23 protein-coding genes and 1 other RNA gene are annotated in these 21673 nt (G+C 50.3%); 17 read left to right on the top strand and 7 right to left on the bottom strand.

Annotated elements, in window-relative coordinates:
* Together BZG79_RS01570 and yaaA are read left to right on the top strand one after the other, a co-directional pair.
* Positions 1-428 (top strand): alanine:cation symporter family protein (locus tag BZG79_RS01570; RefSeq protein WP_199877497.1); only part of this gene is annotated, 428 nt, incomplete at its 5' end.
* Between the two features lie 70 nt (positions 429-498).
* Positions 499-1272 carry a peroxide stress protein YaaA gene (gene yaaA / locus BZG79_RS01565; protein ID WP_077773583.1) on the top strand — a complete coding sequence of 258 codons (774 nt, stop codon included), beginning with the start codon at positions 499-501 and terminating at the stop codon, positions 1270-1272.
* Between the two features lie 70 nt (positions 1273-1342).
* On the opposite strand, the gene serA is transcribed toward yaaA, so the two are convergent.
* From serA to zapA, 5 genes are all read right to left on the bottom strand, one after another.
* Positions 1343-2572: a phosphoglycerate dehydrogenase gene (gene serA / locus BZG79_RS01560; protein WP_077773582.1), complete on the bottom strand. Its 1230-nt coding sequence runs from the start codon at positions 2570-2572 to the stop codon at positions 1343-1345.
* Between the two features lie 353 nt (positions 2573-2925).
* Positions 2926-3585 carry a ribose-5-phosphate isomerase RpiA gene (gene rpiA, locus BZG79_RS01555; protein WP_077576426.1) on the bottom strand — a complete coding sequence of 220 codons (660 nt, stop codon included), beginning with the start codon at positions 3583-3585 and terminating at the stop codon, positions 2926-2928.
* Positions 3586-3700: 115 nt separating this feature from the next.
* The gene (locus BZG79_RS01550) at positions 3701-4273 is read right to left on the bottom strand and encodes a 5-formyltetrahydrofolate cyclo-ligase (protein ID WP_077773581.1); all 573 of its coding nucleotides are present in this window, start codon (positions 4271-4273) and stop codon (positions 3701-3703) included.
* Between the two features lie 27 nt (positions 4274-4300).
* A non-coding RNA gene (gene ssrS, locus BZG79_RS01545) (6S RNA) lies at positions 4301-4483 on the bottom strand.
* 3 nt (positions 4484-4486) lie between these two features.
* A complete protein-coding gene (gene zapA, locus BZG79_RS01540; protein ID WP_077773580.1) occupies positions 4487-4792 on the bottom strand; it encodes a cell division protein ZapA in 306 nt (101 codons plus the stop codon).
* Between the two features lie 110 nt (positions 4793-4902).
* Between zapA and BZG79_RS01535 the strand changes: the two genes are divergently transcribed.
* From BZG79_RS01535 to gcvH, 4 genes are all read left to right on the top strand, one after another.
* Positions 4903-5547, top strand: coding sequence for a UPF0149 family protein (locus tag BZG79_RS01535; RefSeq protein WP_277917916.1), 645 nt, complete (start codon positions 4903-4905; stop codon positions 5545-5547).
* A 57-nt stretch (positions 5548-5604) separates the two neighbouring features.
* Positions 5605-6795, top strand: a complete 1191-nt coding sequence (ubiH, locus tag BZG79_RS01530; protein ID WP_021022114.1) for a 2-octaprenyl-6-methoxyphenyl hydroxylase — start codon at positions 5605-5607, stop codon at positions 6793-6795.
* Positions 6792-8027 carry an FAD-dependent 2-octaprenylphenol hydroxylase gene (locus BZG79_RS01525; RefSeq protein WP_077773579.1) on the top strand — a complete coding sequence of 412 codons (1236 nt, stop codon included), beginning with the start codon at positions 6792-6794 and terminating at the stop codon, positions 8025-8027. Before ubiH ends, BZG79_RS01525 begins: the two co-directional genes overlap by 4 nt.
* A gap of 182 nt (positions 8028-8209) precedes the next feature.
* Positions 8210-8608 (top strand): glycine cleavage system protein GcvH, encoded by a 399-nt coding sequence (gcvH, locus tag BZG79_RS01520; protein ID WP_021022112.1) that lies wholly within the window; start codon positions 8210-8212, stop codon positions 8606-8608.
* A 157-nt stretch (positions 8609-8765) separates the two neighbouring features.
* Here gcvH and ygfZ read toward each other — a convergent pair whose 3' ends face one another.
* On the bottom strand, positions 8766-9749 hold the full coding sequence (ygfZ, locus tag BZG79_RS01515; RefSeq protein ID WP_077773578.1) for a tRNA-modifying protein YgfZ: 984 nt from the start codon (positions 9747-9749) through the stop codon (positions 8766-8768).
* A gap of 215 nt (positions 9750-9964) precedes the next feature.
* On the opposite strand from ygfZ, the gene BZG79_RS01510 reads away from it, so the two are divergent.
* The 3 genes from BZG79_RS01510 (at position 9965) to BZG79_RS01500 (ending at position 12547) form a co-directional block, all read left to right on the top strand.
* Positions 9965-10228: a succinate dehydrogenase assembly factor 2 gene (locus BZG79_RS01510; protein WP_021022110.1), complete on the top strand. Its 264-nt coding sequence runs from the start codon at positions 9965-9967 to the stop codon at positions 10226-10228.
* Positions 10197-10607 carry a hypothetical protein gene (locus tag BZG79_RS01505; protein ID WP_199877496.1) on the top strand — a complete coding sequence of 137 codons (411 nt, stop codon included), beginning with the start codon at positions 10197-10199 and terminating at the stop codon, positions 10605-10607. Before BZG79_RS01510 ends, BZG79_RS01505 begins: the two co-directional genes overlap by 32 nt.
* A gap of 110 nt (positions 10608-10717) precedes the next feature.
* Entirely contained in the window at positions 10718-12547 is a 1830-nt protein-coding gene (locus BZG79_RS01500) for a methyl-accepting chemotaxis protein (protein WP_077459796.1), read from the top strand.
* 57 nt (positions 12548-12604) lie between these two features.
* Here the strand turns inward: BZG79_RS01500 and nadB are convergent, their stop codons facing one another.
* Positions 12605-14221, bottom strand: a complete 1617-nt coding sequence (nadB, locus tag BZG79_RS01495) for an L-aspartate oxidase (RefSeq protein WP_077459795.1) — start codon at positions 14219-14221, stop codon at positions 12605-12607.
* 332 nt (positions 14222-14553) lie between these two features.
* Here nadB and rpoE point away from each other — a divergent pair, with 332 nt between their 5' ends.
* From rpoE to era, 8 genes are all read left to right on the top strand, one after another.
* Positions 14554-15135, top strand: a complete 582-nt coding sequence (gene rpoE, locus BZG79_RS01490) for an RNA polymerase sigma factor RpoE (RefSeq protein WP_021022105.1) — start codon at positions 14554-14556, stop codon at positions 15133-15135.
* Between the two features lie 32 nt (positions 15136-15167).
* The gene (locus BZG79_RS01485) at positions 15168-15800 is read left to right on the top strand and encodes an RseA family anti-sigma factor (RefSeq protein ID WP_077459794.1); all 633 of its coding nucleotides are present in this window, start codon (positions 15168-15170) and stop codon (positions 15798-15800) included.
* Positions 15797-16765 carry a sigma-E factor regulatory protein RseB gene (gene rseB / locus BZG79_RS01480; protein WP_077459793.1) on the top strand — a complete coding sequence of 323 codons (969 nt, stop codon included), beginning with the start codon at positions 15797-15799 and terminating at the stop codon, positions 16763-16765. The genes BZG79_RS01485 and rseB overlap by 4 nt, the downstream gene beginning before the upstream one ends.
* An 11-nt stretch (positions 16766-16776) precedes the next feature.
* Positions 16777-17274: a SoxR reducing system RseC family protein gene (locus BZG79_RS01475; protein ID WP_077773576.1), complete on the top strand. Its 498-nt coding sequence runs from the start codon at positions 16777-16779 to the stop codon at positions 17272-17274.
* Between the two features lie 78 nt (positions 17275-17352).
* Positions 17353-19149, top strand: coding sequence for a translation elongation factor 4 (gene lepA, locus BZG79_RS01470; RefSeq protein ID WP_021022101.1), 1797 nt, complete (start codon positions 17353-17355; stop codon positions 19147-19149).
* Positions 19150-19163: 14 nt separating this feature from the next.
* Complete coding sequence (gene lepB / locus BZG79_RS01465; protein ID WP_021022100.1) at positions 19164-20060, top strand: signal peptidase I; 897 nt, start codon at positions 19164-19166, stop codon at positions 20058-20060.
* Between the two features lie 12 nt (positions 20061-20072).
* Positions 20073-20744 (top strand): ribonuclease III, encoded by a 672-nt coding sequence (gene rnc / locus BZG79_RS01460; RefSeq protein WP_028569567.1) that lies wholly within the window; start codon positions 20073-20075, stop codon positions 20742-20744.
* Complete coding sequence (gene era / locus BZG79_RS01455) at positions 20744-21649, top strand: GTPase Era (protein WP_077678778.1); 906 nt, start codon at positions 20744-20746, stop codon at positions 21647-21649. Before rnc ends, era begins: the two co-directional genes overlap by 1 nt.
* Positions 21650-21673: the final 24 nt, after the last annotated feature.

Here is a 21673-nt window from a genome sequence, read left to right as displayed (position 1 = left end):
AATTAACACAGCGGGCACTGAGTGCACAAGTTGGGGGGTGGGGAGAACAATTCGTTGCCGTGGCGATTTTTTTCTTTGCATTCACCTCGATTATTGCCAATTACTCGTATGCTGAAACCAATCTACTTTTTATCAATGGCCGCTGGCGTCCGGCACTCCCTTATTTTCGTGCGCTCGTTTTGGGTATGGTCATGTTTGGTGCATTGGCGGAGCTACCGCTTGTTTGGACGCTGGCAGACGCATCCATGGGGATGATGGCGCTCGTCAATATGATCGCGATTTTATTGCTGTCGGGAATAGTGAAACGTCTCGCGGCCGACTATCACACACAACGTTCGTTAGGGCGGGTGCCTGTGTTTGATAGTCGCCGATTTCCTGAGTTGCATAGCCAATTAGATGAAAAAGCGTGGCCGCTTCCTAAGCGCTAGGGGCAACGGTGTTTTTTTTGCACCGGAATGATAGGCTTAGCGATAGATAGACAACAAAGGGGTTAGCAAAATGCTGATTGTGGTTTCTCCGGCAAAAACGCTGGATTATGAGTCACCGTTACCAACCGAACGATACACAAAGCCGCAGTTCACTCCGCATTCAGAGGCGTTGATAGCGGTATGCCGTCAACTGACGCCTGCCGATATCGGCTCATTGATGAAGGTGAGTGATAAAATTGCTAGCCTGAACGCGGTACGCTTTGCTGAGTGGTCACCGACATTTACACCTGACAATGCTCGCCCTGCAGCCTTGGCGTTTAAAGGGGGTGTCTATACAGGCTTGGATGCAAATTCGATGTCAGAGCAGGACTTTGACTGGGCACAAGCGCATTTTCGCATGCTTTCTGGCCTTTATGGCCTATTGCGTCCGCTTGATTTGATGCAACCTTATCGCCTGGAAATGGGCACCAAGTTAGCGACGCCGCGTGGCGATAACTTGTACCAGTTTTGGGGCGATATCATCACAGATGCACTCAACGAGACGTTAGCGACGCAAGACACCCCGCTACTGATCAATCTCGCCTCCAATGAATATTTTAAAGCGGTCAACAAGAAAAAACTCGCAGGTGATATTATCACGCCCGTCTTTAAAGACTGCAAAAATGGGCAGTACAAGGTGATCAGTTTCTACGCGAAAAAAGCCCGTGGGATGATGGCGCGTTATTTGATTGATCAACGAGCGACATCCGTGACAGATATTAAAGGGTTTGATGTTGCTGGTTACTACTTCAGTGAAGAACTGTCTAAAGGTAATGAGTTGGTATTTCTGCGCGATGAGCAGTAAAGACAAGACTGTGAGTAGTAAAAAAGCCCCAATCGGGGCTTTTTTTGATCGACGCTACTGGCGCGTCATCTCAGTGTAAGATACGTGCACGTATGGTGCCTTCAATGGCCTTGAGTTTTTTCAATGCTTTATCCGCTTGCTCCATCTCCACATCAATGACCACATAACCAATCTGTGCCGACGTTTGTAGATACTGAGCGGCAATGTTAATGCCCTCATCGGCAAAAGTGGTATTAATTTTGGTGAGCACACCCGGGCGGTTGGCATGAATGTGCAGCAAGCGTGAGCGACCTTGATGCTCAGGTAATGACACTTCAGGGAAATTAACACACGATAGTGTCGACCCGTTGTCCGAGTATTTGATTAATTTTCCTGCCACTTCAAGGCCAATATTTTCTTGGGCTTCATGGGTCGAACCGCCAATATGTGGCGTGAGTAACGCATTATCAAAGGCCTGCAGCGGTGAACTGAACGCTTCTTTATTGGTTTTTGGTTCCACAGGAAAGACATCGATAGCGGCCCCTGCGAGGTGCTGACTTTCTAAAGCGCCGCATAGCGCGTCAATATCAACCACGGTCCCTCGTGAAGCATTAATAAAGATTGCACCCGGCTTCATGCGTGCGAACGCGTCGGCATCAATCATATTTTGTGTGCTTGCGGTTTCTGGAACATGCAAAGAAACAATATCACTGCGATTCAGTAACTCTGTTAGCGAGTTAACTTGAATGGCATTACCGAGTGAAAGCTTGTTGTCGACATCATAGTAATAGACTCGCATTCCGAGGTTTTCGGCCAAAATACTGAGCTGAGTACCAATGTGGCCATAGCCAATGATCCCAAGCACTTTGCCGCGCGCCTCGTAAGAACGTTCAGCCGATTTTAACCATTCGCCACGGTGAGCTTTGGCGTTTTTCTCAGGAATGCCGCGCAGTAGCAACAAAATTTCACCCAGTACGAGCTCGGCGACGCTGCGAGTATTTGAGAAAGGCGCGTTGAAAACCGGGATACCGCGTTTCGCGGCGGCATCGAGATCAACTTGATTGGTCCCGATACAAAAGCATCCGACAGCCACCAGTTTTTTGGCCTGCTTAAAAACAGCTTCGGTGAGCTGGGTACGTGAGYGTAACCCAACAAAATGCGCGTCTTTGATCGCGGTTTCAAGGTCTTCACCGGTGAGTGAGCCTTTGTGATACTCGATATTGGTGTAACCCGCTTGTTTGAATGCTTCAACGGCTGTGGGGTGGACGCCTTCGAGCAGTAAAATTTTTATCTTATTCTTGTCCAATGAATAGTGTGACATGTGGGCTGTTCTCTTCCTTAGAAACAATAGTGGGTCGCAATGTTGCGCCTGAACGCCGGGAGGCATCGTCACCCTTTCCCCTGGATTTCTGGTGAAGACAGTGCAACGGGTGACGTGGTCAGTAGCCTGATCTTTTTACGCCAAGTCGCACATGGGCCTGCGATGAACCGGTATCAGAACAGTGACCAAGATAACAAAAATTCATATAAGGGGTAAGAATTATCCGTTCTATGCCATAAAAAAAGCACCTTTAAAAAGGTGCTTTTAACTTATTGATTACATTGAGCGCAAACGTTTGGTTTTTAATGCTGCTAATGGGCGGGTATAAGCCGTTGATCTGCAGGATTATGCGTTTATTCTGCCACTTTTTTCACCCCGGAATCGGTGCCGGTTAGGACGATATCGGCACCGCGGTTGGCAAATAAGCCTACAGTCACCACGCCCGGGATCCCATTAATGGTATCTTCGAGACCTTTAGGATCCTGAATCTTGAGGTTATGAACATCCAGGATAACATTGCCGTTATCAGTCACCACGCCTTGACGATAGCAAGGGTCACCGCCCAGCTTGACAAGCTCTCGTGCCACGTAAGAGCGGGCCATTGGGATGACTTCGACAGGGAGCGGGAACTCGCCAAGCACATCGACGTGTTTGGTATCATCGATAATACAGATAAATTTATCGGCAATGGCGGCAACAATTTTCTCGCGCGTCAATGCGGCGCCGCCGCCTTTAATCATATGATTGCGCTTATTGATTTCGTCCGCACCGTCAACATAGATATCGAGGTGGCCCACTTCGTTGGCATCAAAGACTTCAATCCCTAGCGCTTTTAAGCGCTCGGTCGACGCGTCTGAGCTTGATACCGCCCCTTTAATTTTTTCTTTCATTGGCTCAAGGGCATCAATAAAGTAATTCACTGTCGAGCCGGTGCCAACGCCAATAATACTGCCTGGCTTAACATACTCTACCGCCGCTTCACCGGTGGCTTTTTTCTTTTCGTCCTGGGTCATGGTAACTCCTGCGTAACGGGGAATAAGGCGTGATTATAGCGAAGCCAAATCGTGGCGTCAGGCTATGGGTCGCGAAATCGATGCGAGTCAACGTCTAAGTTGGCGAAATGATGGCTCACCAATGCCAGTGTTGGCTTGGTGTCAGTATATGGCGTAAAGGAATATCCCATTGCTCGCAAGGTAATGAATGCCAACGTTGGCAATCATGGGCGAGGCCAATGGCGGTCGCATTTGGCGCGCACAAACCCAGCGTGCGATCATAATAGCCGCCACCCATGCCTAGGCGCTGGCCGTCGGCGTCAAAAGCCACTAATGGCGTGGCGATGATGTCCAGTTTTGAGCTAGGGATCAGGGTGCGAATATCTAAAGTGGGCTCGGCAATGTTATAACGATTAAGGCGCATGCGCGTGTGAGGGTGGTACTGTAAAAACAGCAAATGGCCGCGACTGAACGGATGAACAACCGGTAAATAAACCTGTTTTCCTGCCTGCCAGCAGGCGTTGATTGCCGGTTGGGTATCCAACTCACCGTCAAAAGAGAGGTATAAGGCGATACGCTGCGCATGAACGACGTCAGGTAATGTCATAAAGCGTGCCGCAACCTGCTGGGCCGCCTCGGTTTGCTGTTCAGGCGAGAGCTGGCGACGCGCGTGACGGATGGTTTGGCGAATCTGCTGTCTGGGCTGCATAACTGTCCTTAATGCTAGCCTGTAAAGGAGAGCCCCGGGATGCCGTTGGGATCGATGGCCCTTGAACCCGCTGGTTCAAGGCGGGTGGGTAGTATAAACCGTAGGCTTCTCGGTACGAGCCGAGCTTGCTCAGTAGCTTATAACAACACACCCTTCGGTTTGCTTATCGGCTCAGGGACGTTGATCCGCTGACAAACACCCCAGGGAATTCGATTATTTTTGCGATCCTTGCACTGCCACTGCTTTATCGAGTTGGGCGGTCATCAGGGCGGTCCGTTTCTTGACCTGATCTTCAACTGTCTCCAACGCTTGTTTGGCATCATTTAATTCATGACAAACATTCAAAGCGGCAATGGCAATTAGCTGCTCTGTATTGGTTACTTTAGTGCGCTCTGCCAGCCGATGCAACCGTTGATCGAACTCGTTTGCTGCATCTTTAAGCGCTTGCTCTTGTCCAGGCGGACAATTGACGCGAACAAGGCGATCCAGGATTTTAATTTCAACCGGTTGTGTGTTCATAGTCCCAAGCTGGCTCCTCATACGGCCCGCAATGTCGAGGGCCAGATACAGAATAATGGCGCTATTCTAGCAATTATTTTCCCGAATACACTACATCGAAAGCCGCCTTGGTGAGTGATGCAGAGAATTTAGACAAAAATGGACACCGAGGGGTTGATCTTTATCATCGTGGCAACGGCCTTCCTGCTTTTACACTGGCATATGCGAAGACTGCAGAAATATTAACAGCAGATAGCCTGGCGGTTACGCCGGCAGAAATGCATGGATTGATCGCCGGCATGCTAAGTGGTGGCTTGGCACTGGAAGAGGGGAGTTGGCTAACCATGCTTTATGATTATACCAACCAAGGAATGGGCTGGCCGACCGAGTCAAAAACCTTGGCCATGCAAAGCTACCATCAATTGAAAACCCAACTGACAGGAACGGATTTAGATCTCGATATTTATGTTCCGGATGATGAACACTCGGGTGTCGTTGCCCGTGCAGAAGCGTTAGTGGAATGGATTAATACCTTTCTTGCTGGCGTTGGTCTGATTGGGACAAAGGGGCGTAAACTATCCAAAGACGTCACAGAAGCGCTCAGCGATTTAAAGGAAGTGGCGCAGTTAGGGATTGACGAAGACGGGGATTTGCAAGAGCAAGCGGACTTGCTTGAGCAGGTTGTTGAGCATGTGCGTGTGTGTAGCTTAGTTGTCCATGCCGAGCTTGGCGCACGTCTTGAAACTGACGACGAGACGCCAAAAACGCGCCATTAACCGCAATGACGTCTGCGGTTTGAGGCGTGGTGATGACTCAGGGTGAGGAAAAGTAGGATGAAAGCCTATGACATAGTGATTGCTGGTGGTGCAATGGCCGGCGCAACAGCGGCACTGGCGTTAGATACGCTAAGTGGCGGGAGGTTACGTATTGCGGTCGTTGAGGCGATGGTGCCAAACCATGGTGATCATCCAGGTTATGATGCGCGGAGTATCGCGTTAGCCGAGGGCAGTTGCGCTGCTTTTGAGCAACTGGGACTTTGGGAGGCGTTGGCGCCGTTTGGCACACCGATCCAACATATTCACGTTTCAGATCGTGGTCATGCTGGGCAAGCGCACATTGATGCGCAAACGCAGGGCGTGTCATATCTCGGTCAGGTCATTGAACTGGCAGATGCCGGCGCGGTATTGCACCAAAAACTGCATGCGCGTCCCGCTATCGATGTCTTTTGTCCTGATGCAGTGATCGCGATTGAGCGAAAGCTTGACGCTGTTACTGTCACACTCAAACAAGGACAATCGCTAACGGCATCATTACTCATTGCCGCTGATGGCGGTCGCTCGCCTTGTAGTCGTTTGCTCCATCTCCCCCGGCAGCAGCACGACTTTGGCCAAGTGGCTGTGATTGCCAATGTGTCTACGGCGCTTCCGCATCAAGGYCACGCCTTTGAGCGTTTTACCGACACGGGGCCCGTCGCGTTACTGCCCATGTCGCAAGGGCGTTGCTCATTAGTGTGGTGCATGACTCCCGATGAGGCGCAACCGCTCACCCAAGTCAGCGATTCGGTTTTTTTACAACGCTTACAACAGGTTTTCGGTTGGCGTCTTGGTAAGTTACTTCATGTCGGAGAACGTCACGCCTACCCGCTGGTGCTCAATCAGGTCGTGCGGCCAGTGAGTCATCGCGTGGCGGTGGTTGGCAACGCAGCACAAAGTTTACATCCCATTGCAGGACAAGGCTTTAACCTCGGACTGCGAGATGTCATCACGCTGGCTCAAACTGTCAGCGCAGCCTTCCAGCGCGGGCAAGATATTGGCGCGATACCGGTCCTGATGGATTATGCCAGTCAACGCCAGCCAGACAGAGACACAACCGTCGCACTAACATCAGGGCTCGTTCATCTTTTTTCTAATCAGAGTGCACTACTCGCGGCTGCACGGAACGCAGGTTTGGGGTTGATGTCGACCATAGAAAGGGTGAAACAACCCCTCGTGCAACGCACCATAGGATGGGTAGAACCGAAATGAAGATGATCAATGCAGATGTCGCGATTGTAGGTGGTGGAATGGTGGGGCTAACACTTGCCGCCTCACTGGCAGAAACGGACTTACGCATCGTTGTGATTGAAGGTAAAAAACCGGTAACAACACTAGACGATCTACCAGAAAACCGTGTATCGGCACTGAGTCGCGCGAGCGAGAATATGCTTCGTGCCTTAGATGTTTGGCCGGGTATCGTCGCACGCCGACTGGCAAGCTATCAAAAAATGCACGTTTGGGAGAAAGATAGCTTTGCGCAAATTGATTTTGACGCACAGGCATTTGGTCAGCAAAACCTAGGACACATTGTTGAAAACCGCGTGATTCAACTTGCCCTGCTCGACAAAGTGCAGCAGCAGAGTAATGTCACCATGCTCATGCCTGAGCAGTGCCAGTCTATGATGCAAGGTGAGCGCGAAACCTGGTTGCAATTGGCCTCGGGAGGTGGTGTGACGACAAAGCTGGTTGTCGGAGCCGATGGCGCTCGCTCATGGGTGCGCGAGCAAGCACACTTTCCATTGGTTCAGCGAGATTATGGACACCATGCTGTGGTGGCAACGGTACGTACAGAAGCCCCTCATCAAGGCGTCGCGCGTCAGGTTTTTACGCCTGATGGCCCTTTAGCGTTTCTACCACTGTCCGATCCGCATTTATGTTCCATTGTTTGGTCGGTGCCGCCTGAACAAGCGTCGGAGTATCGCGACATGGCGTCTGATGGATTCGAGCGGGCGCTCACGGCTGCCTTTGACGCTAGATTAGGGCGATGTGAGGTGGCCGGACCGCGTGCGAGTTATCCTCTTACCATGCGTTATGCTCAGAATTTTGCCTCTGAGCGCATTGCCCTTGTCGGTGATGCCGCACATACCATTCATCCGCTTGCCGGCCAAGGGGTGAATTTAGGGATGTTAGATGCGGCCGCGTTAGCACAGACACTCGCGCAACTTTCAGAAAAAGGGAAAGATGTGGGGGCGTATGCGTCACTGCGTCATTTCGAGCGTTGGCGTAAAGCGGAAGCCATGCAAATGATTGCGGCGATGCAGGGATTCCGGAGCTTGTTTGATGGTCAAAATCCAGTGAAAAAGCTCGTTCGTGGTGTAGGTATGCGCGCGGTGAATCACCTACCCGGCGCCAAACAGCCCTTTATGGCCAAAGCCTTGGGGCTAGAGGGAGAGCTCCCTGATCTCGCGAAGCCACCTGCTCGGCGCGCCCATTTTTCTTGATCGTGTGACAACGGAAATTGGCGAAAAAAAGAAAATATGCTAAACAGCATGACGAACAGCTTGTCTGGAAGTTTGTATTTACCGACGGATGTTGCACATTAGCACTGGGTACAACCAGAGCACTGGCTACAACCTGAGTATTGGGTATAACAAGGTCATTGGGTCTAACAAGGAACAATATTATGAGCGATATTCCATCCGGATTAAAATTTACTGAGACGCATGAGTGGGTGCGTCCTGAAGGGGAAGGTCTCTTCACCATTGGCATTTCCGATCATGCTCAAGCGTTGCTTGGTGATATGGTTTTTGTTGATTTACCTGATGAAGGTGACACCTTTGATGCCGGGGATGATTGCGCAGTGGCCGAGTCGGTCAAAGCGGCGTCAGATATTTATGCGCCGATTTCCGGGCAAGTGATCGCCGTGAATGAGGAGTTGGATAGCGCCCCAGAGTTAGTCAACAGCGATCCTTACGGCGATGGTTGGCTCTTTCAAGTTCAAGCCACTGACGAATCAGAAATTGATGCCTTGTTTGATGCACAAGGGTATGAAGAAACCTTAGGCGACCAAGATGCCGATTAAGGTGTAGTACCAATCGTGTGCCACTAGCATTAACAAGTGAGGGATCCTGGCGGGATCCCTTTCTGTTTATTGGCTTCCCGGTAAGTGACGTCGGCGTGATCAAGCGCCGCGGTCACCTGTGTTTGCCAAGCCGTATGGGAGATGCCAAGCTCACTACTTATTCATCGTCAGTCAGAGAGTAAGGTAGAGGCTCACGCTGCCAGATAAACTCTGGCGCATCCGCTAGGCGAAATGCTGTCTCGTCATCGAGGTTGTTTGGCAGAACCGCTAGCACTGCTGCCTGGCCATTAGCTTGACGGTAACCGGCAATCACGGTTCCACCAGAGCGCCAGTTTTCACCGACAGAACGCTCGACTTTATCCCCTGCCACCGGTGTATGTGTGGCTTGTCCTATGAGTTTATACATAGCCCGCTTGTTTATTCCTCGGTATTTAGCGCGAGCAACGGTCTCTTGGCCGGTATAACAGCCTTTGGTGAAGCTGATGGCATTCAATGCCTGCAAATTCAACGATTGAGGAATAAACTCACCACTGGTTGCGGCTTCTATGCGAGGGAGTGCGGCATCGATTTCATATCGATCCCAATATTCACTGCTGAGAAGGACCGCGGACGACTGATACTGATTCACGAGCGCGGTTGCCGCATCGGGAGTGATCGCGAGTAACCAACGATGAGGCGCGATCATCACCGCCGTTCCCTGCTCGCCCTGGCGGACGTTACCTTGTGGGCCAAAGTGGTCAGTCACCCACTTTTCCGCTTGGGCGCCAACCACGCCAAGAAGTACGCAGTCGACTTTATCAAATGCGATCTTAGAGAAGATGGCGTATTTTTTGACTTCCTGTAATTGGGTTGCCTCAATCGATGCCGGCTGCACCATGGCTAAGCCATCTTGGAAGTGGAAAAAACGTAACACGGACCAGACTTTACCTTTTGGATCGCAATGCGCCGCTAAGGTCGATTGATCCACGTCGAGCTGCTCAATATCGCAAGTGAGCTGGCCTTGTAAGTATGACTTAGTGTCGTCGCCACTAATTTTGGTTAACGCCCAATTATCGAGGGCAACAATGGCCAGTTCCGGCGTCTGGTCACTGGGGTGTTGTGCCACAGGCTCAAAAGCTTGGGTTTGATACCATTCGCTCATATAAATCACGCTCTCCGTTGAGAAAACACAGGCTATCTCTCGTATAGTAATGGTGCATAACAGGCTTGTCAGCCTTTGTATTGTAAGGGTATTGCGCCAAACGACGGATTAACGCTAGAGAGCTCTCAGATTCGTCTTTTCTTTTTTGGGAAAAGTGGTCGTCAGACCCTTGCGTTGATAGTATCCATCCACTGATATCAGTGATAGAGGTCAACATGGTTAACACTGAAGATAAAGCGCGAATTCGTTGGGCATGCCGTCGGGGGATGCTGGAGCTTGATGTATTGGTCATGCCCTATTTTGAGGCATGCTACGACACATTGAATGAAAATGAAAAACAGGATTTTGTCGCATTTTTAGAAAGCGCCGACCCGGATCTGTTTGCCTGGCTGATGGGGCATGGTAAACCTGACGATCCTAAGATGGTCTCTGTTGTCGAGAAGGTAGTTGCCTATAACCGAAGTAAGTTGCGTACATAGCCAACTCCATTGCCCGCGCTATGTCACCGTCTGTTTATTCCTGGTCGGCATGATGGCGGCATGGCTATTGGCGGTGCATGTGTCCCTCCCGCTTTGCGCGCGTGCTTTCCTGATGCTTCACGTTGTCCGTGAATTGATTCACTTTCAACACCGACTGGTCGAGAGTACCGGCTGTGTCACTGTGTATTTTGATGATTGGATAAGGCTACCCAGCGGCGAACGCCAACCCATCACATGTATCTGGGCGACGCCTTGGCTGATGATGCTCAAAGCGCAATCGGATGCGCGCTGTTTGTATTTGTGGCGCTATGGCTTGCCGGACTATCATTTTCGTCTGCTTTATCGGCATTATTGTCAACCAAAGCAGGATAGTTTGTGACATATTTATGACGCCTTGGTTGCCTTGCTTTACTTTTTCCTAACATCGCCGATAGTTAGTGCAAGTACGTGATTAATCCAGTCTTGCTCTGAAGGTGTTGTAGGGTCGTTATGAAAATAAAACACAAGTTACTTTCTCTTACCGTGATGTCGGTGTTGGCATTACTCGCTGTGATGGCTGCGGCTTGGAACGCGGAAACGCGGTTAGATAAAATGCATCGCCAGTTAACCGCGGTGTCCGATCTCGAGGTCGTACTGCTTAATTTACGCCGTAATGAAAAAGACTTTCTTGCTCGGATGGATCCCAAATACCTCTCTCGGTTTGAAAACAACGTCGCAACCTTTAATCAGCAACTGACCGACTTTCGAGCACGCAGTGCCTCCCTTGGGTTAGAAACCGTCACGATTGATGACGTTAAGACAGCCATGCAAGCTTATGCAAATGGGTTCAGCGAACTGGGTGACGGCTACCAAACATTAGGTTTAACGACAGAGCAAGGCTTAAGAGGCCAAATGCAAAGCGCGAGTCAAGCGCTCGTGGCCGCAACTGAAAACGATATTGTGCTAGAAAGCAGTGCTCGCTTGTTAGTGGCGGACGCCAAGCTGTTTGTTCAAAGCAGTCATCTGGATTATATCGACCAATACCAAAATCATATGGATGCCTTAACAGATTATCTTGAAGGTGATCTATTGGCACTGTTTAAAGCTCACCAGTCTGAAGTTGAAAACGTTGTTGCGCAGAAAAAAGCATTAGGTTTGGCGCCAGATAAAGGGCTTTTGGGCGAGATACGGAGTCAAACGCACCAAGTGGAAAATATGTTTGACGCGTTAAGCAAAGAATACCAGCAAGCGATCGATCAAGCGCTACGCCAGACCACGATAGTGACGGGGTCGATAGTATTGGTGTTAGCGATCATCATGACGGTGGTTTCTCTGTGGATGAACCGAGGTATTCAACGGCGCATCGCGCTGTTCAGTCAGCAGATGGCGGCCATTACTCAGCAACGGGATCTGACCTTGCGCGCCGATGAGACTGGGCAAGATGAAATTTCACTGATGGCAAACGATGTCAATCAGATGCTGAGTAGTATTCAAAAAATGGTGGTCGATGTTAGCCGAGCGGTGCAGGCTTTACACCAAAGCGCAGAGCAGGTGGAGTCTCGCACGGCGCAAACCGGCACCGCACTGGCGACGCAGCTGGATGAAACGACCCATGCTGCAACGGCGATGAATGAGATGGAAAGCACGATTCGGGATATTGCCGGCAATACCGATCAGGCGGCTGATAACGCGAGAACCAGCCTAGGTCGTGCGCAAAATGGACAGCAAGTGGTGGATGATACCCGGACGATGATCATGACATTGGCCGAGACACTCAGCAATACCAGTAACGAGGTGCTTGAACTGAGTAAGCTGTCTGAGACCATTGGCTCGGTATTGGATGTCATTAAAGACATTTCAGAGCAAACGAATCTGCTGGCACTCAATGCTGCCATCGAGGCCGCGCGTGCGGGGGAGCAAGGACGAGGGTTTGCAGTAGTCGCGGATGAAGTGCGTCAATTAGCAACTCGTACCCGGCAATCGACCGATGAAATATCGGGCATTATTACCTCGCTGCAGGCGCAAACACAGTCAGTTGCAGAGCGTATGGAGCAAAGTCGAGAAGATGGCGAAAGCTCTGTCACCAAAGTAGATGCCGCCTCGCAAGAGCTGTCACAGATTATGCAAGATATGCAACAGATTATGGATATGAGTACGCATATTGCGACGGCGATAGAGCAGCAAAGCTCGGTTGCCAAAGAAGTTAACCAGAACGTGCACAACATTCAAGACATTGCCCAGACGAGTACTGAACGCGCGAGCCAAAACCGTCAAGCTGCTCATCAAGTCGCAGAAGAAGCGGCTAACTTAGAGCGGGCCGTAAGTGAATTTAAAAGCTAATCATACGGCCAGTCGAGAGACTGGCCGTTGTTTATTGCGACGATACCATGCGCCACATTAGCAAGGCTGATCGGGAACGAGGATGGTTGGGCCTGATTGAGCATGAGCGTCAGGATAGTCAATGGTGTAATGTAGACCACGACTTTCTTTGCGTTGCATGGCACAACGCACCATCAATTCAGCGACTTGGAGTAAATTACGTAATTCGAGCAAGTTATTCGAGACACGAAAATTAGCGTAGTACTCGTGCGTTTCTTGTTTAAGTAGCTCAATGCGACGCAAAGCACGTTCTAAGCGCTTGGTTGAGCGCACAATCCCCATGTAATCCCACATAAACAGGCGCAGCTCATGCCAATTGTGCTGAATCACCACTTCCTCATCGGAACAAATCACTTGGCTCTCATCCCAAGCTGGCAACGCTGTGTGTGGCTCTATATGGTCTGAGTGGGCTTTAATATGCTCAGCGGCAGACCACGCATACACCACACATTCGAGCAAGGAGTTAGAGGCCATGCGATTTGCACCGTGTAGCCCGGTATAACTCACTTCACCAATGGCATATAAACCAGGCAGATCCGTAGTGCCATTTTTATCCACCATCACACCACCACAGGTATAGTGAGCGGCCGGAACTATCGGGATGGCGTCTTGGGTCAAGTCAATGCCGTACTCTTTTAGCTTCTCGTAAATGGTGGGGAAGTGCTTGGTGATAAATTGCGGATCTTTATGGCTGATATCGAGATACATACAATCAGCGCCAAGCCGTTTCATTTCATAATCAATCGCACGCGCCACGACATCACGGGGAGCAAGCTCACCACGCGGATCAAAGTCTTGCATAAAGCGCGATCCATCCGGGCGTTTTAGGTGCGCACCTTCACCACGTAATGCTTCGGTTAGCAAAAAGTTACGCGCGTCAGGGTGGTATAAACAAGTCGGGTGGAACTGATTGAACTCAAGATTCGCGACACGGCAACCTGCTCGCCATGCCATCGCAATGCCATCACCAGAAGAGACGTCTGGGTTAGAGGTGTACTGATACACCTTAGACGCGCCACCTGTTGCCAGCACCACATAATTGCAGCGGACAGTTTCTACAACTTCTTGATTGCGATTCCAAATATAGGCCCCTAACACATGATTAGGGCCGCCGAGTCCGACTTTTTTACGCGTGATAATGTCCAGCGCGTTATGACGCTCGAGTAGGGTGATATTAGGATGTTGTCGAACGTTATCTTGCAATGAATTTTGCACCGCCATACCGGTTGCATCGGCGGTGTGTAGAATACGTCGATGACTATGACCACCTTCGCGAGTGAGATGATAACGCGGGGTTTCATCATCACTGTCTTCTTGATCGAAGGGCACGCCGCCATCAATCAGCCATTGAACACAGTCTTTGGCGTTACGGGCGATAAAGTCGACAACATCGGTATCACAGATACCGCCACCGGCTATTTGTGTATCTTCGACATGGGACTCCACTGAGTCTTGTTCGTCAAAAACAGCGGCGATGCCGCCTTGTGCGTAGAGTGTCGCCCCTTCACTGAGAGGGCCTTTACTGAGTACGATAACCCGGTGCGTGGGCGCCAAACGTAGCGCCAACGATAAGCCAGCGGCACCGCTGCCGATGACCAACACGTCACATTGATGTTCCTGAGTTGTGGTCGTCATGATCCCTAATCCTCTTTCTGCGCTCCCAATGTTACACCAATTTGACGCGGCCGCGCGCGCTAAGATCAAATCCAGTCTTGCTTGGGTGAAAGTTTGCAACCGTGGCATTGTTTGGGGGACAATACACGCAGCCAAAGACGCGCGCTTTGGTCATTCCGTCACAGTAATGTGATTTCACGCATAATAAAACCAACATGGTGAGGAACTTTTCTCCTAAGCGGTCATCGAATTCTCAGCGAAAGCTCGCAAGCGGGTTTAACCGCGCTCTGACAACGTCGGACCTAGAATGTCGATAATCGGGCGAAAAGATCAACCAAGGAGTAAACGCTCGAATGGGCGAGCAGCTAACCGACCAGGTTCTAATAGAACGTGTACAGAATGGTGACAAGCAAGCTTTCAATCTGTTAGTCGTCAAATATCAAAATAAGGTATGTAACCTTATTGCCCGCTATGTAGGCTCACACAGTGGTGATATTCCGGATATCGCACAAGAAGCGTTTATTAAAGCGTATCGTGCTTTGCCGGGGTTTCGTGGCGAAAGTGCGTTTTATACTTGGTTGTATCGCATTGCAGTGAACACCGCGAAAAACCATTTGGTGGCACAAGGACGACGTCCACCAGGCAGCGATATTGACGCCGACGAAGCAGAAAATTACGAAAGTGGGGGGTCGTTAAAAGAAATATCGAACCCTGAAAACTTGATGTTGTCTGAAGAATTGAGGCAGGTGGTGTTTTCGACCATTGAAACACTGCCTGACGACTTAAGAACCGCAATCACCTTACGCGAGCTCGATGGGCTCAGTTATGAGGAAATTGCACAGGTAATGGATTGTCCAGTCGGTACGGTACGGTCGCGTATATTTCGAGCGCGTGAAGCGGTAGAAAAGCGCATCCGGCCACTGATGAAACGGTAACGAGTTTTACTGGCTGCATGACGGTGACTTGAATGACGGATAAAGAAAAAATTTCGGCGTTATTAGATGGCGAACGGGTGGACACGTCGGTGATCCATGACATAGAGCGAGATAATAGCGCACAACAGACCTGGAGCGACTTCGGCATCATTCGTGATGTGATGCGTGGTGACGCGCCTGGCTCGTTGCAATGGAACATTGCCGATTCTGTCGCGTCCGCGTTGGAAGCAGAACCGGCTTATCAAGGCGCTCACGTTGACAGTAACGTGCACCCGATGCACGAGTCACAGCCGCGTCCGGAAAAGGCGCGTCGCCACCTACCTGGCTGGCTGCAACAGCTCACTCAGGTCAGTGTCGCCGCTTGTGTTTCTCTCGCCGTGATCGTAGGCGTGCAGCATTATAACCAGTCTGAACCAACGTCTCCGGGGGTTGGCAATCAAACCCAACCGCCAGTATTGGAAACGATTCCTTTTGCAGGTGCTGCTGAACCGGTGAGTTTAAGCCGGAATGATTTGCGTGCGACGCCTTCAGAATCTGAAATGATGGAGCAGCGTCGGCGCGTAAATGCAATGCTCAAAGACTATGAATTGCAGCTAAGGTTGAATAAGGATAGTCTGTCTAGCAATCAGACAATGGCACCGTCGACAAGCAGTAGTAAGCAATGAAAAAAACTCTGATCGGTGCGCTTGCGCTGGTCAGTTTGATGTCTGCGCAAGCCTCGGCCGAACCCTCTGCCGAGGCTTTGTTACATCAAATGGATACCGCAAGCGATACCTTGGACTATGAACTGTCCTACATTCTCGTTGGCAAAAATAGCCTAGAGCCACTGCGTTTTCGCCATGCACGGGTAGGTGGCGAAGCGTTTGGTCATCTCATGTATTTAAGTGGTCCGTCGCGAGAAGTAATTCGTCGCGGAAAGGAAATCAGTTATTTTGAACCTGGTTATGACCCTTTCACGATCGCCAGTGATCATATGGTGGCACCATTGCCTACCCTCATTCAGGCCGATATTGATATACTGGCAAACCATTATGACTTTGTCTCAATGGGACATGCGCGCGAGGCGGGCATGGATTGCCAGGTTGTACGTATCACACCGAAAGATGGTGAGCGATATTCGTACGTGCTTTGGCTAGACCAAGACAGTCACCTACCGGTGAGAGCCGATTTACTTGACCGAGATGGGGATCCGCTTGAACAGTATCGCGCCTTATCTCTGGTGGTTACGCCTAAAATTAACGACGCGATGCAAAAACTCACGCAGTTAGCCCTGCCGCCGGTATTAACCCTCCCACAAACAACCCGCCGCTCTGACCTGGATTGGCAGGTGACGGTGCTGCCAGATGGCTTTAAGCCTGTATACAGTAACCGCCATCGTTTAATGATGACTAAGCGGGCAGTGGAAAGCCAAATGTTTAGCGACGGCCTTTTTAGTTTTTCTGTTTATTTAGCCAAAGCCGACGATGTCTCCGTGCGTAAACAGATAGTGCGCCAAGGCCGACGGACGCTGCACAGTGTTATCAATGGCAACGCCGAAATTACAGTGGTGGGGGACATTCCACCGGAGACCGCTAAACGGATTGCTGATTCGGTTCGTATTAATCGCATGCCAACATCACAGACAGAGTAAAAGGTTGCACCATGATTAAAGCACTGGCGGAGGTAACAGGGTACCAAGACGGCTGGCTGTCCCTTGCCTGTCAGCAGCAAACCAGCTGTGGCAGCTGCAAATCGCAAAGCCAGTGTGGCACTGGCATTGTGTCCAAGGCCCTACCCGGAAAAGTGAACCATGTCAGCGTTCGTTCGCCAGAACCGCTGCCGACAGGAACTCTCGTTGAAATTGGCCTCGGTGAAGCCACCTTGGTACGCTCGGCGCTCGTGGTTTATATGGTGCCATTAATGATGATGTTCGTGGGCGCCTTACTGGGACAATTTTTCTTTGCCGCGTTGGCAGGCAGCGGTGAAGGAGGTGTTATCGCACTGAGTCTAGGCTTCGGTGCCCTTGGGGTCGGTATCGCACGACGTTTAGCGAGATATGTCGGGAGTGCCGAACAGCAGCAACCTGAGCTTCTGCGTATCATGGGAGAGCCAATTTCCGAGTTGGCAGTGATAAATACCAGACACCASGATAGCGACTAGCCACTATTTTCGGTAGAATCCAGCCCAATTGATCTTAGGATCCCATTCTTATTGATAACGAGTAAGTCACACCCACTTATGAAGCATATTCGTAACTTTTCGATCATCGCCCATATTGACCACGGTAAGTCGACGCTTTCTGATCGACTCATTCACGTATGCGGCGGCCTTACTGACCGGGAAATGGCAGAGCAGGTCCTTGACTCCATGGATCTGGAACGTGAACGCGGTATCACCATCAAAGCACAAAGTGTGACACTGAACTATAAAGCCAAAGACGGCAATGAGTATCAGTTGAACTTCATCGATACGCCAGGACACGTCGACTTCTCTTATGAGGTGTCGCGCTCACTGAAGGCATGTGAAGGTGCTTTGCTGGTGGTGGATGCAGGACAAGGGGTTGAAGCACAGACGCTCGCCAACTGCTACACCGCAATGGATATGGACCTTGAAGTGGTCCCTGTCCTGAACAAAATCGATTTACCGGCCGCCGATCCAGACCGTGTGGCGCAAGAAATCGAAGATATTGTTGGTATTGAAGCCATTGAAGCCACGCGTTGTTCAGCCAAAACAGGGGTTGGAGTCGATGACGTACTCGAAGATATTGTTCGCCTTATTCCACCGCCAGAAGGTAACCCCGACGCCCCCACTCAAGCGTTGATTATCGACTCTTGGTTCGATAAATACCTTGGCGTCGTCTCGTTAGTGCGCATTCGTGAAGGCTCGCTCAAAAAAGGCGACAAAGTGAAAATCATGAGCACGGGCCAAGAATGGAACGTGGACAGCATTGGCATTTTCACGCCCAAGCGTAAAGAGCTTAATGGTTTGCAAACCGGTGAAGTAGGCTGGGTGATCTGTGGGATCAAAGATATCCTCGGCGCACCCGTGGGCGACACCATCACCCATGCCAAAAACGGCTGCGAAAAACGGATTGAAGGGTTCCAAAAAGTTAAGCCTCAGGTGTACGCGGGCTTATTCCCGATTTCATCCGATGATTATGAAAACTTCCGTGATGCCTTGGATAAGTTAAGCCTCAATGATGCGTCGCTTTTCTTTGAGCCAGAGAGCTCTGCGGCGCTTGGCTTCGGTTTCCGTTGTGGTTTCCTTGGCATGCTGCACATGGAGATTATTCAAGAGCGCCTGGAACGAGAATACGACCTTGAGCTGATCACCACAGCCCCCACGGTTGTTTACGAAGTCACGCAAAACGATGGTGAAGTCATCTATGTAGACAGCCCAGCCAAGCTGCCCCCAGTGAATGACATTCAAGCCATTGGTGAGCCTATCGCGCGTTGTAATATCTTGGTGCCCAATGAATTCGTCGGCAATGTGATCTCCTTGTGTGTTGAGAAGCGTGGTGCCCAAGTGGATATGGTTTATCACGGCAATCAAGTTGCGCTGACCTATGACATACCGATGGCGGAAGTCGTGTTGGACTTTTTCGACCGTATTAAGTCAACATCGCGCGGTTATGCCTCGTTAGATTATAACTTCGAACGTTACGATGTGTCTGACATGGTACGGGTGGATATCTTACTGAATGGCGAGCGTGTCGATGCACTGGCGATTATTACGCACCGTGCTCATGCGCAACCGCGTGGTCGCGAGCTAGTGGAAAAAATGAAAGAGTTTATTCCGCGTCAGCAGTTTGATATCGCCATCCAAGCCTCGATTGGCAATCACATTATCGCCCGTTCAACCGTCAAGCAGTTGCGTAAAAACGTCACGGCAAAATGTTACGGCGGTGATGTGAGTCGTAAGAAAAAACTATTGCAAAAACAAAAAGAAGGTAAGAAGCGCATGAAGCAGGTCGGTAATGTCGAGCTGCCGCAAGAAGCTTTCTTGGCCATTTTGCATGTGGGCAAAGATAAATAACAACGGATTCCATGATGGCCAATACGTTTTCTTTAATTTTAGTGCTGGTGACCTTGGTCACCGGCCTGGTTTGGGCGTTAGATAAATACCGCTGGGCGCCGCGTCGCCGCCAGGCTGCAGGCAAAGCACTGAAGGTCGCACAGACTGATTTGGATGCCGAACAAGTCGCGAAAGTGATGCCACAACCGAGTTGGGTTGAGAATATGGCGTCTATTTTCCCGGTGATCGCGGTGGTTTTAGTGTTGCGATCATTCATTTATGAGCCTTTCCAAATTCCGTCCGGTTCGATGATGCCAACCTTATTGGTTGGCGATTTTATTTTGGTGGAAAAATTTGCCTATGGGCTGCGTGATCCGGCTTTTCACACTGAACTGGTTGATACTGGCAAACCTGAGCGCGGTGACATTGTGGTGTTTAAATATCCGCCGCAGCCGAATATTGACTACATCAAGCGTACGGTGGGGCTACCCGGCGATACCATTGTGTATGAAGATAAGCGCTTGTGTATTCAGCCTAAAGGCGAAGCGCAGTGCCAGCCTGTCGCGATAGATAACATTCAGCCTAGTGAATTTGCACAAGGTGGTGTGAATCTGGTGCAAGCGCAAGAGCAGCTGGGTGAGCAAGCGCATCAGATCCTTGTCCATCCGAATAAGCGCGATCGAATCAGTGCCTATCAGCCACGTCCGGGCGTCAATCGTTGGGTGGTGCCGGAAGGGCATTACTTTATGATGGGTGATAACCGCGATAACAGTGCGGATAGCCGCTTTTGGGGCTTTGTGCCTGAGCGCAACTTAGTCGGCAAAGCGGTGGCTATTTGGGTCAGCTTCGAATTCGAGCGCAACAGTGACAGCTGGCTACCATCGTGGATACCGACAGGGATACGCTTTAACCGTATTGGTGGAATTGATTAATTCTGGACTATGATGACAAAACTAACAGATAAATTGCAGCGAGAGATCGGCTATCAGTTCAGCAGTGCTGCATTGCTTGAACTGGCGTTGACGCACCGTAGTGCCAATGGCACACATAATGAGCGTCTCGAATTTTTGGGTGACTCAATTCTTAGCTTCGTGATTGCCGAGGATCTTTAYCATCGCTTTCCGAAAGTGGATGAAGGGGATATGAGTCGGATGCGCGCGACCTTAGTGCGCGGTAATACACTAGCCGAAATTGGGCGGGAGTTTTCTCTGGGCGAAGTCATGCGCCTTGGCCCAGGAGAACTTAAAAGTGGCGGTTTTCGCCGCGATTCGATTTTGGCTGACGCTGTAGAAGCATTGATTGGCGCCATCTTTTTAGACAGTGATATCAACCGGGTACGAGATATTATCTTGCAATGGTATCAGCAGCGACTCGAAACCATTGAACCGGGTGTCAGCCAAAAAGATCCGAAAACCCGTTTGCAAGAGCTCTTGCAGGGAAAACGTAAACCGTTACCGTCTTATACGGTGATGAAAGTGAAGGGTGAAGCACACAACCAAGAGTTTACGGTAGAGTGCCAGATATCAGGACTGGAGCGTTCTGTGATTGGAAAAGGCAGTAGTCGTCGCAAGGCAGAGCAAGCGGCTGCAGAACTCGCACTACAGAAGTTGACATAATGACTGACACACAGCGCTGCGGCTTTATTGCCATTGTTGGCCGCCCGAACGTAGGAAAATCAACATTGCTGAACCGCTTGGTAGGGCAAAAGTTGTCGATTACCTCGCGTAAACCCCAAACCACGCGTCACCGAATCATGGGCGTGGATACCCGGGATAACTACCAGGCGGTGTATGTCGATACGCCTGGGCTACACATTGAAGAAAAGCGCGCCATTAACCGTCTTATGAATCGGGCTGCAAACAGCTCGTTAACCGACGTTGAATTAGTATTGTTTCTCGTGGATGGTACACATTGGACCAATGACGATGAAATGGTGCTTAATAAGCTAGCGCGTTCAGAGTTGCCGACGGTTTTGTTGGTCAACAAAGTGGATAACGTTAAAGAGAAGACGGAGCTGTTTCCGCATCTACAAGCGTTGTCAGAGAAGATGTCGTTTGTCGACGTGATCCCGGTTTCAGCGAAAAACGGGACCAATATTGATGTGGTCGAGCAGCGTGTTCGTGATGCGTTGCCGGCGTCTGAATTCTACTTCCCTGAAGAATATGTTACCGACCGCTCTCAGCGTTTTATGGCCTCAGAAATTATCCGTGAAAAGCTGATGCGTTTTACCGGTGAAGAGCTGCCTTATTCAGTGACGGTTGAAATTGAACGTTTTGACTACAACCCTGAAACCGATGGCTTTCATATTAATGGTTTGATTTTAGTTGAGCGTACCGGCCAGAAGAAAATGGTCATTGGTAAAGGCGGCGAAAAGATCAAACGCATTGGCCGTGAGGCACGCTTAGACATGGAAGATCTCTTCGAACGTAAGGTCTATCTTGAGCTTTGGGTGAAAGTGAAATCCGGCTGGGCTGATGACGAACGCGCGTTGCGCAGTTTAGGCTATATCGACGATCTTTAATTGGCCCGAACATCGGGTCCATGC

The organism is Salinivibrio sp. MA427, assembly GCF_001996115.1.
Lineage (GTDB): Bacteria > Pseudomonadota > Gammaproteobacteria > Enterobacterales > Vibrionaceae > Salinivibrio > Salinivibrio costicola.
The sequence above is the reverse complement of the archived record's forward strand: the minus strand, read 5'-3'. Positions and strand labels throughout refer to the sequence as shown.

Coding starts and splice junctions, on each gene's coding strand:
- rpiA (WP_077576426.1), bottom strand. CDS start 3,585: ATGACCCAGGACGAAAAGAAAAAAGCCACCGGTGAAGCGGCGGTAGAG.
- BZG79_RS01485 (WP_077459794.1), top strand. CDS start 15,168: ATGACGGATAAAGAAAAAATTTCGGCGTTATTAGATGGCGAACGGGTG.
- lepB (WP_021022100.1), top strand. CDS start 19,164: ATGGCCAATACGTTTTCTTTAATTTTAGTGCTGGTGACCTTGGTCACC.
- yaaA (WP_077773583.1), top strand. CDS start 499: ATGCTGATTGTGGTTTCTCCGGCAAAAACGCTGGATTATGAGTCACCG.
- BZG79_RS01500 (WP_077459796.1), top strand. CDS start 10,718: ATGAAAATAAAACACAAGTTACTTTCTCTTACCGTGATGTCGGTGTTG.
- BZG79_RS01525 (WP_077773579.1), top strand. CDS start 6,792: ATGAAGATGATCAATGCAGATGTCGCGATTGTAGGTGGTGGAATGGTG.
- era (WP_077678778.1), top strand. CDS start 20,744: ATGACTGACACACAGCGCTGCGGCTTTATTGCCATTGTTGGCCGCCCG.
- lepA (WP_021022101.1), top strand. CDS start 17,353: ATGAAGCATATTCGTAACTTTTCGATCATCGCCCATATTGACCACGGT.
- nadB (WP_077459795.1), bottom strand. CDS start 14,221: ATGACGACCACAACTCAGGAACATCAATGTGACGTGTTGGTCATCGGC.
- rseB (WP_077459793.1), top strand. CDS start 15,797: ATGAAAAAAACTCTGATCGGTGCGCTTGCGCTGGTCAGTTTGATGTCT.
- ygfZ (WP_077773578.1), bottom strand. CDS start 9,749: ATGAGCGAATGGTATCAAACCCAAGCTTTTGAGCCTGTGGCACAACAC.
- rpoE (WP_021022105.1), top strand. CDS start 14,554: ATGGGCGAGCAGCTAACCGACCAGGTTCTAATAGAACGTGTACAGAAT.
- BZG79_RS01510 (WP_021022110.1), top strand. CDS start 9,965: ATGGTTAACACTGAAGATAAAGCGCGAATTCGTTGGGCATGCCGTCGG.
- zapA (WP_077773580.1), bottom strand. CDS start 4,792: ATGAACACACAACCGGTTGAAATTAAAATCCTGGATCGCCTTGTTCGC.
- gcvH (WP_021022112.1), top strand. CDS start 8,210: ATGAGCGATATTCCATCCGGATTAAAATTTACTGAGACGCATGAGTGG.
- BZG79_RS01550 (WP_077773581.1), bottom strand. CDS start 4,273: ATGCAGCCCAGACAGCAGATTCGCCAAACCATCCGTCACGCGCGTCGC.